This window comes from Gloeothece verrucosa PCC 7822 (genome assembly GCF_000147335.1).
Taxonomy (GTDB): Bacteria; Cyanobacteriota; Cyanobacteriia; order Cyanobacteriales; family Microcystaceae; genus Gloeothece; species Gloeothece verrucosa.
The window spans coordinates 320,418-332,421 of sequence record NC_014501.1; the positions used below are offsets into that span (position 1 = coordinate 320,418).

Here is a 12,004-nt window from a genome sequence, read left to right on the forward strand (position 1 = left end):
CTAAAAATTATGGTTTCTCAACTACCCCATCCCGCAACCGAACAAGACATTATCTATCCCGATAGCGACGGTCAACCAATGGCAAATAATACAATACAATATCGTTGGCTGGTAACAATTCAGCAAAACTTAGACTGGCTTTATGCTGATGAGCAGAATATTTTCGTCGCGGGTGACTTATTTTGGTATCCTCTGGAGGGAATTAATACGGTTGTTAATGCACCAGATATTATGGTGGTATTTGGACGACCCAAAGGAGATAGATTATCTTATAAACAATGGCAAGAAGATAATATTCCTCCTCAAGTAGTTTTTGAAATCTTATCTCCAAGTAACACCTCAGTAGAGATGGCAAAAAAATTACTGTTTTATGAACGTTACGGCGTAGAAGAGTATTATATTTACGACCCTCAAAACAATCAATTACAAGGTTGGATTAAAGGAGAATATGGACTCGAGGTGATTGAAGCCATCGAAAATTGGGCGAGTCCCCGTTTAGGCATTCGCTTTGAACTATCCGCCGAAGAATTATTGCTGTATCGTCCTGATGGCTCAAAATTCTTTTCTTATCAAGAGATTAGCCACCAGTTAGAAGAAACCCAAAACAAATTAGAACAAACTGAACAACAATTAGAACAAACTGAACAACAATTAGAACAAGAACGACAACGAACTCAAGAAATGAGCGAGTTATTAAAACAATACCAAGAGCGTTTTGGCGAGTTGAGCTAGGCCTATCTACAGAGGTACCCTACCACCTCTGTAAACTAAAATCTTCATTTTTTACCCCCCCCTAACATCTAAGCCATAATCAACGTACAATAGAGCCAAGGCCATCTAAAAAAGTGTCTATCTAATTTGACAAAAATTCTGAGTGAATAGTAAAGCCGCCAACTCAACGTTAAACCTAGAAACCCTATTTCCTTTTGAACTGGATCAATTCCAGAAAAAGGCGATCACCGCCCTAGAACAAGGTAAATCAGTAGTAGTGTGTGCCCCCACCGGCTCGGGGAAAACCCTTGTGGGTGAATATGCCATTTATCGCGCCCTAGCTCGAGGAAAACGAGTTTTTTACACCACTCCCCTTAAAGCCCTATCTAACCAGAAATGTCGAGATTTCCAAGAAAAATTTGGACAAACACCATTTTTAGCTCATCGGGTTGATGTTGGCTTGATTACAGGAGATATCGTGATCAATCCTGATGCACCAATCATAGTGATGACAACGGAAATTTTCCGCAATATGCTCTATGAAACCCCCATTGGTGAAGTAGGAACATCTTTAGAAAATGTAGAAACAGTGGTTTTAGACGAATGTCACTACATTAGTGATAGTGGACGGGGGACAGTGTGGGAAGAATCAATCATTTATTGTCCGCCCACCATTCAATTAGTAGCCTTATCAGCCACCATTGGCAACCCAGAAGAACTAACTGACTGGATTAATAAAGTTCGCCAAAAAAGGGAAAATAAGCAATTTTTAGAGCAAAAAATCTCGACGTGTGAATTAATTAATTCAGATTTCCGTCCGGTTCCCTTAAGCTTTTACTTTAGCACTAAGCAAGGGCTTTTTCCTCTGCTCAACAGCAAAAACACAGCCATCAATCCCCGTCTCCTCCCCAAAAAAAACCAGAAAAAACAGCGCCGCATCAGACGAGAAGAATGTCCTACCATTCTAGAAATTGTAGAACAATTGCAATTCGGTCAAATGCTGCCGGCGATTTACGTCATATTTAGTCGCCGGGGATGTGATCAAGCTATTCAATCCTTGGGTTCATTAAACTTAGTTAATAGAGAGGAAGAAAAAGAACTTTGTTGGCGTTTGTTAGTTTTCTTTTTAGCGGAAAATGCCAGTTTACAAGAGCAACTCCTCAACTATTTTGCTAAAAATAATCCGGATTTACGCGATAAAATCTACTCGTTTTTAGCCAATAATCCTGATGCAACCGAGCAACTCCTAGAAATTTTACAAACCCAACCCGAAATAAAAAGTCAGCTATTCCAATATTTAGCCAGCGAGTCCAAATTTATCCGCTTAGATCACCTTGAACCCCTCACCCGAGGAATTGCCGCACACCATGCCGGCATTTTACCGGCTTGGAAAGAATTAGTGGAAAAGTTATTTGAATTAGGGTTAATTAAAGTGGTTTTTGCCACCGCCACCCTATCAGCCGGGATTAATATGCCAGCGAGAACCACCGTAATTTCCGCCCTTTCTAAACGAACCGATGAGGGACACAGTATGTTAACGCCCTCAGAATTCCTACAAATCGCGGGCCGGGCCGGACGTAGAGGAATGGATCAATTAGGTCATGTGGTGACCGTACAAACGCCTTTTGAAGGAGCAAAAGAAGCGGCTTATTTAGCCACAGCGCAACCCGAACCCCTAAAAAGCTGTTTTACTCCCTCTTATGGAATGGTCTTAAATTTACTGCAAAAACATAGCCTTGAACAAGCCAAGGATTTATTAGAATGCAGTTTTGCCGAATATTTAGCTCGCTTAAAACTCGCACCCGAAAAACAGGCGATTATTGAATTGACCACAGAACTAACCAAGCTAAATATAGAATTAGCCGGAATTAGTGAGGGACAAATTAATAGTTATAAAAAAATTAATGAAACCCTCAGAGAAGAAAAGCGGCTTTTAAAAATCCTAAGACATCAAGCTCAAACTAACAGAAAAAATGAAATTGTAACGCGGCTTGAGCAATTGCAAGCGGGAAAAATTGTTCATCTCAAAGGTAAGCACATCAAGGTATCTGAACCGGTGACAGCCGTCTTGATAGGGAGTATCCCAGGTTCAGGAAAATCGCCGGATTTTGTCTGTTTAGGAGAAGATAACCGTTGGTATATCGCCGCTATTGCTGACCTATTAGATATTAATCCGGGTTCAATTCCTTTATCAGAAATAGCAGAGATTCCTTTACCCAATTTAGAAAAAGTTCAACTTGGGCCGTGGCGAAAAGGAGATGAAAAAACCGCAAAATTGAGCCAACAAATTAAAGGTTATGCCCAAGAACTTGTGGAAGAATCCTATCTAATTGAGCAACAGCAACAAGTGGAGATCCTCGAAGCGAAACTGAACAATCATCCTTTACAACAATACAAAAATCCCGGTCAGATACTAGAAAAATTTGAAGACCGTCAACAACTCCAAGAGGAACTGCACGCCATTCAAATCCGATACCAAAGACATCAATCGAAAAAATCCTATTATTGGGAAGAATTTCTGCATTTGATTGAAATTTTACAACAATTCAATGCCTTAGATGGTTATACCCCCACTCTGCTCGGAGAAGCCGCCGCTACCATTCGCGGTGATAATGAATTATGGGTCGGGTTAGTATTGATGTCTGGAGAATTAGAGCAACTTGAACCGCCTCATTTAGCGGCGGCGGTGAGTGCTTTAATTACTGAAACGCTACGCCCTGATACCATGAGTTATTATCCTCCCTCACTACAAGTAATAGAGGTGTTTCAAAGGCAACCTAAAGGAGAGGAAACTTTAGAAATATTAATTTTACGCGCTCATTTGGCAAAAGAGGCTTACTGGCTCTGGTTTTTTGCCGTATTATACCGCCTGGTTAAAGGAGGTCCAGTTAGCCTGCAAGAAACACGCCGTCAGTTATTCCAGTCACAACGTCAAAAAATGATTACCATCCCAGTGTGGTTAGAGGATGAATTGATGGGGTTAGTAGAAGCTTGGGCCAGAGGCACAGAATGGCAAGACCTCTGTGATGCAACCAGTCTTGATGAGGGGGACTTGGTGCGGCTTTTAAGGCGAACAGTGGATTTACTCTGGCAAATTCCCTACATTCCTGGAGTCTCGGCAATGTTAAGACAAAATGCCAAAGAAGCGATCATAGCCATGAAGCGTTTTCCAGTTTGAGAGACGGTTTTTGACAATATTAAAGAATACGCCCCTACCAAGGAATTTTCCGATAATGTGGGTAGCGCTTGTTGGCGGCTAAAGTTGACCAAGAAGGAAGGGCACTGTTATTATTCTTGAGAACATCAAAAGGAACAAAAACCGGCTCATAGACTATCTTACAAATATAAGGAGGAGTGTTGTGTTGAGAATTGCTTTGAGAGTCAATCGGGCAGCCAAAGACCAGTTAATGATCAGCCTCCTAACAAAAAAACAACTCACTGCACTACTCTCCTCATTATTGCCATTAATCCTTTCAATATTACCGGCTACAGCCTCCCCTCGGCAGATAGGAGTAGTCAAAAGCCCAGAAAACTCTCAGCAATGGGTAGAAATAACCAATCGATTACAAGCACTCGGCCTAAATTACTGTATTTTAGAACAATCCCAATGGCAAGAAGCCTCAGACTTAAGCAACGTCAACATCTTGCTGTTACCTAATGTAGAAAATATTAACGGCTCTCAAGCCGAAGCCTTAGAGCAATGGATGAACGTAGGCGGAAAAGTCATTGTCAGTGGACCCACAGCAATATCCTCTCAACCCGAGATAAAAACTCAATTACGCTCTTTATTTGGGGCATACTGGGGCTTTATTAACTCAAGAGCCGCCACTTTAAAAATAGCCAATAATCCCTCATCCGGTTGGGCCAAAGGACTAAACTCTTTTTCGAGTACCTTTATTGGGGGTGTGATCATTCCCACGAGCGTCAATAGTCAAACGTCGGCAATTTGGAAAACCCAAGGTTCACCGCCGGCTGTCGTCGTGACCGATCAATCTACCTATTTTGGCTGGCGTTGGGGACAGGACCAAGTAGCCTCAGCTAAGTTTGATGTGGCTTGGTTGAGCGCCGCTTTGAGCCGCTATGGAATCAACCGCAACAATGTAGTGGCTCTAAAGGGTTCAGACAGCCCTACTTCCTGTAACGCGACAAAAACCGTTAATCAGCCCTCGGTTCCCGTTTTACCAAAGCCGCAACCCCAAAGTGCTAAGCCGGCCAAACCCCAAAATCAACCGGTAAGTTCATCCCCTACCAACAATTCTAATCAGCAGACTTTATCCATTTCCCCAGATGCTCCCATCAATCAATCGGTACTTTCAGGCCAAGATATCCAACAGATGAGGCAAGAATTACAAGCCTTAATAGCTCGGGTAGAAAGCACCCTTCTCGCCGCCGAAGCAACCCATAGTCAAATTGATAATTCCACCCATAATGTGGTCGAAGAATCTCTCAAGCAAGGGGATAGCCTCCAAGCGAGTTTAGTGACGGTTTCTAAAAATAATCCTTCCTATAAAGCCCTCATAGAAGCTAGAGAAGCCTTACAAACGTTTCAACAACTGGCCGAACGTGGTTCATATAATGAGGCCCGCCAATTGTGGTTAAAAGCTAGACGCAATCTTTGGGATAATTATCCGACGGATCGCCCCTTTGCTCAGTCAGAAATTCGCGCCATGTGGCTTGATCGAGGAACCATTGTACAGGCTAAATCTGAGCAAGAATTAGCGAAAATTTTTGATCGCATGGCCCAAGCGGGAATTAATGTGGTGTTTTTTGAAACCATTAACGCCAGTTACCCCATTTATCCTAGTAAAATCGCTCCTCAGCAAAATCCCCTAACTCGAGGTTGGGACCCCCTCAAAGCGGCAATAAAATTAGCCCATGAGCGCAAAATGGAACTGCACGCTTGGACGTGGATTTTTGCGGCGGCTAACCAACGCCACAATGAAGTGATGAATCAACCCCTCGACTATCTCGGACCGGTTTTAACCCTTCATCCGGATTGGGCAAACGTGAACAAACAAGGGGGGATTTTTGACTATTCTCAGGGGTATAAAAAAGCTTTCTTTGATCCGGCTAATCCAGAAGTGCAGGCTTATTTATTATCCCTACTCGAAGAAATAGTCATGAATTATGATGTGGATGGGATTCAATTTGACTATATTCGTTATCCTTTCCAATCTCCTAATCAACAACAAATTTTTGGCTATAGTAACTCCTCTCGTTGGTTGTTTAAAGAAATGACCGGCGTAGATCCGATGGATGTTGAACCCGGCTCGCCGCTTTGGAGTCAATGGAACGCTTTTCGCATACGACAAGTAGATAGTTTCGTTGCCACTGCCTCCGCACGCCTCAAACAACGTCGCCCTTCTTTAATTGTCTCGGTGGCAGTTTTTCCCCTAGAACGGCAAGACCGCCTCTCGCGTTTACAACAAAATTGGGAAGAATGGGGCAAAAATAATTGGGTAGATTTAATTTGCTTGATGACTTATGCTCTGGATACAGGGACTTTTGAAGATAAGATTAAACCGTTAAATGAGCCGGGTAGTGCTGGAGCGAGTTTAATTATTCCGGGTTTGCGGCTGCTAAAAGTGCCTGATCCGGTAACGGTTGACCAGATGCAGCTAGTCCGCAATATGCCGACAAGCGGCTTTGCTCTGTTTGCGGCAGAAAATTTAACTCCCTCTCTAGAAATGATTTTTAATCGAACCCAAGGGTCTATCGCAGCTAATGGTGGAGAACCTTTACCGCACCGTCAACCCTTTAAAACAGTGGTGGCCCGCTATCAAGCATTACAACGGGAGTGGAGTTTTTTAGTGGCGAATAATCAATTGGCGATGGAGCAGGGAACCATGAAGCAATGGGGCAGGCAAGTTGATGCTTTAGCCAATAGTTTCAATCAGTTAGCCGCGCAACCCTCTCGAGAAAATTTGTCTTCAGCTAGAACGGCTCTTTCACGGTTTCGCTCGTCTTTTGGGGCATGGATGCGTCAGCAACAACAAGTGGAGCCTTATCAGGTTCAGGTGTGGCAAAATCGTTTAGATACTTTAGATAAATTATTAGTTTATGGGGAGCGCATGATGACTGAGCAACAAGCCAGAAGCCGGAGAAATTAGTAAATTTATTTGATATTAGATTTAATTCAGTTAGAATAGTTTGTTCCCCCTTACCTTGTTGGAGAGGGGGTTAAGACATGAGGTCATGATTATTTTTTTGAACTCAACCTAGTATTAAATAGCCGCTCCTAACAGTTGAAGATTTGCGCCGTATAAATCAATAAACCGTTTAAATAACCACTGAGTTTCATGACTTAAGACCGAATTTAAACAGACTAAACGCTCTAAATTTCTTTTCGCTAGAGTTTGTAAATAGGGCAAATCTTCAAAAAGGGTCAAACAAGAAGCCGCGTGCAAAATTATTTGTAAAATCGGTTTATACCACGTTAAGTTGCTATAAATATCAATAAACAACTTATGTTGATTTTTACTTAAAGGAACCACATTAAAGATGACAATGATTTTTTTGTCATTGTATAGGGGAATACTCAGTTCAATGGTAAAGGGTGTATGCAAAGTTAACTCAACTTCTACACCCGATTGCCGCCAAAGTCTTAGGATATTCACTGGTGCGGATAACATGGTTTTAAATTTGATCACCCCCCCAGTCAGAGTGGGTTGACAATCCAGCACACCCGTTACTCTTAAATTATTTAAGCTAAAGCTATGAATGCTTTCTAAATGTTTTAAATTCAAAAGATGATAAATTTGGCAAAGATAAGGAAAAGGCAGAGTATAGGCTTGACTAATCAAGTGCTGATCTTCCAATTCTATCATCCTAGATTGTACAACATTTAAATGATCTTCATCGGGAGAAAAATGTTGTAAAGCTTCTTCATGGTTTTCAAAGATAGCATCATTTTCACCAGTCAAAATGATCTCGGGCTTTAAGCAAAGCCAACTCATACAGAAGAAACAGATGATCGATAGATGGGTAAATTCAATCCCAGATAAATAACCATCAGCAAAAGTTGAAAAAACTCGGTCAGCAATTCCCAAGCCTAAAAAGAGAACGCCAATAAGCCAAAGATTGTTTTTAAGGTTAGCTAAAAGTCGAAAAATTTCTAGAGGTTGTTTTTTTTCTAAAGCCTTCATCATCATCAGTTAATAAAATAATCAAGAATCACAAGTCAATTAAGGTAGTCTTATTGAAAAAATTAAACTCAAAACTAGATTTTTCAACTAATTTTTAAGCTTAAAGATGAATGCTCAATAAAAGTCTTATTTGCCATTGTTGTAGGAATTAAAGTCCAACCAGCTTTTAAAAGTTTTTGATAAGTTGCCCAACCTTTTGAGCCTCTAGGGATAGGATAGTCAGCAACTTTAAGACCTGGAAAAGCTGTATAGGGTTTCCAAGGTTGGTGAGATTCTAATCGCAGATGTAGAATCATTTCTGTATCGCTTTCAAACTGGAAAAGCCAGCATAGTTGACCAGCCATTTTTTATTTCCTCTTATTTAACTTTCTTCCAATGTAATTCCCAAAAAAAATAGTTAACTCTATCTAAGGGCAAACTTTGGGCCAAAAGGGATCATGCTATAGAGTGAGAAAATTGCAAAGATTTTTATAGTAATTTATACAGACAGCTTATCAAAAGCGAAAATGGTATTTTATTTTACAGAAAATTTTAAGATTTTTATGACTAAAGATAGATGATTAATCGTTAAACTGAAAATTTATTTATATCTTGACATCAGTAGACGGGTCAAGGGTTTAAAAGCTATTCAAGCCGGCTTTGGGATTAAATTTTTGCAATAACCTGTGATTTTTTTGAATAATTTGCCCCCATTAAAATTGGCTGAAAGGGAATGTAAAAAATTAATTCTACCGATAGAGTTTTTAGCAAATACAATTAATTAAATTTGGACTAGAAGAAAAAAGCTTGCTCATACCCTTTTTTCTTAATCATCAACAAATGGGAAATGAGGATCAAAGCGGGACATCAATTATAGCAGAAGTCCGCAAGGGTGAAGTCAGAAGTTAGAAGTAGAACCCTCATAGAATCGTGGGGGGTGAACCTCATACACTGTACTTCATGAGTCTTGTCAAGGCTATAATACTTATGTATTAAGCTAAGACGCTTTTAAATTTCCGATCATTAATGGTGGCTTCTCGAGACTCGCCTCTTAACCTAGCATTCATGCTTGACAGACTGTTAGGAGGAGATGAAGACTGACTTTTTTCTTTTTCCCCTGTCTGTACCTTATGCCGGACCACAAGACCCCCTTCTCGCCCATGAAGTATAAAATTTTATAATACAAATTAAGTTTTTCTATTAGAAAAACCTTGCGATTAGGCCAAAGTCTTGTTAAATTCAAAGTATAAACACAAAGCACATTTACTTAAGGACGATTAAAACCATGAATACAGCCAAACTAAAATTACCTCCCAATACAGTTATTGATTTAATTAAAACTTGGCTAGATAATGTCAAAATAGATAATCCTAATATAGCTGACTTGATCTGCCGATTAATTCCCTCTCAGTGTCCTTTTGAACGAGAAATTTATTGCTTTGGACGAAAAATACTACATATTCCGCCTCTTTGTAAACTTAATCCATTATATGAAGAATTTGTGGGCTTAAGATTCCGAGCTTTATGTTATCTTGCTGATGAATGCGGAAAAGATATTACCGGCTTGATCTAATGGTTAAAAAATATCCGATGGATCAGCATCTCTTAACTTACCCATAGCGATCATTCCTGCAAGAAAACACATCACAAGCGTTAAAGAAAAAACAAACCAAGAGCGGTTTTGAGTCATGGCAATCGGTAAAAGAGTCATTTTTCTAGCTAAATTATACACCCCAGAAGAAATTAAAAAGCCGGGTATATAGCCTAAAATAGCAAGAATAATGGATTCTTGTAAGACCACAGATAAAAAATATCTGTCTTTATATCCCATAGCATTGAGAGTTGCATATTCTTTCAGATGATCGGAAACATCCGTATAAAGAATTTGATAAACCACCACAATTCCCACAATTAACCCCATGCCGACTCCTAAAGTAAAAATAAATCCGATGGCGGTACTACTCATCCAATAGTTTTTTTCAAACTCAATCCATTCTTGTTTAGTAAAAACCCGAACATCAGGGGGTAATTTCTTACGGATAGCCGCTTGAACTCGGTTAACCTCAATCCCTGACTCGAGTTGAATTAAGCCAACATCAATTAACCCTTTATTGCGTTGAGAAAAAATCCGTAAAAAATTTACATGACTCGTGAGTAAATTGCCATCGATGCCAAAAGATGTCCCTAATTGAAATAATCCACCAATCCTAATTTTACGAGTGCTGGCCACTATATTATCAATTTCTGTAGTCAAAATTTTTCCCTCTTCAAACCCATCAGCGATCGCTCCATATTCAAACCTCGATGCTCGATCAAATAGAACGACATCTTGCTGTTTAAGTTGGGTCAGATTCTTTTGAATTTCTATCGGTTTAAAAATTGGGTATTGAATCTCAAAACCAATGACATGAATATTGCGCCAATAACTCGGATTAAAAGGATTTTGAAATTGAGCAAAGCCTAAATAAATGGGGGTAACAAATTCTACCTCCGGCAAAGCTAATGCTTGATATAATCTGCGCTCTGAAAAGCTTTTCATGCCAATTAAGGAAGTAGAACGAGTGCTGAGTAAAAAGATATCTCCTCGTAAACTGTTGTGTAAATGAACAGCACTATCAAATAAAGCGGCTTGAAAACCCAGTTGCATAAAAATTAACACAACCGCAAAACTAATTCCCGCGATCGCTACCAACAAGCGGATTTTTTCATGTTTGAGTTGTAACCAAGCCAAGGGAAGTTTAAGAATGATCATTTGTTTAAAGGGGTTTTGAGGATGAGGTATCAATGACCACATTGATCTGTAAATTAGTTAATCCTTTCACTTGTTGACTCGAGGCCGGATCAAGGCGAATTTTTACTTCTACCACTCGCGCATCGGCATCAGCCGCCGGATCAGTTCCTAAGACATCTTTTTTCCCAATTTGTAAGCCCACTTCATCCACTGTTCCTAACAATTTTCCTTTAAACCCTGCGCCTGTAATTTGGCTGCGTTGTCCAATATGAACTTGGCTAATATCGGTTTCATAAACTTCTGCTATAGCATACATCTGAGCGGTATTTCCCAGTTCGACAATGCCTTTGTCTCCTACCCTTTCTCCTGCATAAGTATGAATTTTGAGGACCTGTCCGGCTTGAGGACTACGCACATAAGCTAAGTCTAAGTTAGCTTGTGCTTCTTTTTCGGCGGCTATGGCATCTTCTAATTGAGCTTGTGCTATGGCTACATCCACCGGTCGAACTTCTGCGATTTCTGCTAAACTGGCTTTAGCTTCGGCTAACTGTTGGTTGAGAGTGGCTTTTGTGCGATCACGGTTGGCTTGGGCACTGGCTAACTGTTCTTGCAAAGATGCTTCTTTAACACACATATTATCCCGATCTGAGGCCGAGATAGCCCCATCTCCATAAAGACTTTGATAACGTCCGCATTCGGTTTGAGCATTGTTGAGTTCTGCCGCTATCTGTTCTACAGTGGCCTGTTGGCTATTCATTTGTCCTTCTAGTTCGGCTTGGATGCGTTCTATGGTGGCTTTTTGGGCGTTAATAGCTCCTATTTTGGCTCCGGCTTTAATTTTAGCTAGATTGGCTTGGGCAACCTTCACCTGACTTTTAGCTTTCCTTAGAGCCGCTTCTAGGCGATCTCGGTTATCGAGTATGGCAATAATTTGTTTGGCTTTTACCTGATCCCCCATTTTTACTAACAGTTGGTCCACTCTAGTGCCTTCATTAAAAGCCGGGGCCGACAAATTAATCACTTCTCCTTGAGGTTCTAAACGTCCTAAAGCCGCCACGGCCTGATCTGGGGTGGCCAGTTTTATCTCTGTGGCGGTTGAGGGGACTGGCTTTGAGGTGCCCAGCAATGACCGATGGTAGACAATGGCAAGGGTAATGGCTGATGAAGCTACGACCGCTACTATACTTATCCTGAATACTCTTGAGCGAGATATCTTTGTTTTGACAAATGATGTTTCCACCATATTCTTTTTTAGATTTTTAATAACTGTGAAATAAAATTTTGCTTGTTTGAGAAATGGTCAGGGCAAACACAACTTTCTGCTTTCTTTTTATCCATATCAAAAGCATTGAGAAAAAGCAAGCGGCTTGAAATTGAAGTTTTGTAACGTTTTCAAAAATATTAACTTCTACATACATAAACATCACACAAGTATGAT

General features: G+C 40.4%; 9 protein-coding genes. 4 read left to right on the forward strand and 5 right to left on the reverse strand.

Going from position 1 to position 12,004, the window contains the following annotated elements:
* Positions 1-9 precede the first annotated feature (9 nt).
* The 3 genes from CYAN7822_RS01430 (at position 10) to CYAN7822_RS01440 (ending at position 6,821) form a co-directional block, all read left to right on the forward strand.
* On the forward strand, positions 10-732 hold the full coding sequence (locus CYAN7822_RS01430) for a Uma2 family endonuclease (RefSeq protein WP_013320453.1): 723 nt from the start codon (positions 10-12) through the stop codon (positions 730-732).
* A gap of 142 nt (positions 733-874) precedes the next feature.
* Complete coding sequence (locus tag CYAN7822_RS01435) at positions 875-3,889, forward strand: DEAD/DEAH box helicase (protein WP_013320454.1); 3,015 nt, start codon at positions 875-877, stop codon at positions 3,887-3,889.
* Between the two features lie 229 nt (positions 3,890-4,118).
* The gene (locus CYAN7822_RS01440) at positions 4,119-6,821 is read left to right on the forward strand and encodes a glycoside hydrolase family 10-like protein (protein WP_049802661.1); all 2,703 of its coding nucleotides are present in this window, start codon (positions 4,119-4,121) and stop codon (positions 6,819-6,821) included.
* A 114-nt stretch (positions 6,822-6,935) separates the two neighbouring features.
* Here the strand turns inward: CYAN7822_RS01440 and CYAN7822_RS01445 are convergent, their stop codons facing one another.
* The 3 genes from CYAN7822_RS01445 to CYAN7822_RS37375 all read right to left on the reverse strand — a co-directional run bounded on the left by CYAN7822_RS01445 (position 6,936) and on the right by CYAN7822_RS37375 (position 8,977).
* Positions 6,936-7,862 (reverse strand): hypothetical protein, encoded by a 927-nt coding sequence (locus CYAN7822_RS01445; protein WP_041933091.1) that lies wholly within the window; start codon positions 7,860-7,862, stop codon positions 6,936-6,938.
* Positions 7,863-7,939: 77 nt separating this feature from the next.
* Positions 7,940-8,200, reverse strand: a complete 261-nt coding sequence (locus tag CYAN7822_RS01450) for a hypothetical protein (protein WP_013320457.1) — start codon at positions 8,198-8,200, stop codon at positions 7,940-7,942.
* A gap of 627 nt (positions 8,201-8,827) precedes the next feature.
* The gene (locus CYAN7822_RS37375; RefSeq protein ID WP_157871762.1) at positions 8,828-8,977 is read right to left on the reverse strand and encodes a hypothetical protein; all 150 of its coding nucleotides are present in this window, start codon (positions 8,975-8,977) and stop codon (positions 8,828-8,830) included.
* A gap of 143 nt (positions 8,978-9,120) precedes the next feature.
* On the opposite strand from CYAN7822_RS37375, the gene CYAN7822_RS01455 reads away from it, so the two are divergent.
* A complete protein-coding gene (locus CYAN7822_RS01455; RefSeq protein WP_013320458.1) occupies positions 9,121-9,408 on the forward strand; it encodes a Mo-dependent nitrogenase C-terminal domain-containing protein in 288 nt (95 codons plus the stop codon).
* Between the two features lie 3 nt (positions 9,409-9,411).
* On the opposite strand, the gene devC is transcribed toward CYAN7822_RS01455, so the two are convergent.
* Together devC and CYAN7822_RS01465 are read right to left on the reverse strand one after the other, a co-directional pair.
* The gene (gene devC, locus CYAN7822_RS01460; RefSeq protein WP_245602657.1) at positions 9,412-10,629 is read right to left on the reverse strand and encodes an ABC transporter permease DevC; all 1,218 of its coding nucleotides are present in this window, start codon (positions 10,627-10,629) and stop codon (positions 9,412-9,414) included.
* On the reverse strand, positions 10,592-11,809 hold the full coding sequence (locus CYAN7822_RS01465; RefSeq protein WP_013320460.1) for an ABC exporter membrane fusion protein: 1,218 nt from the start codon (positions 11,807-11,809) through the stop codon (positions 10,592-10,594). Before CYAN7822_RS01465 ends, devC begins: the two co-directional genes overlap by 38 nt.
* Between the last annotated feature and the right edge of the window lie 195 nt (positions 11,810-12,004).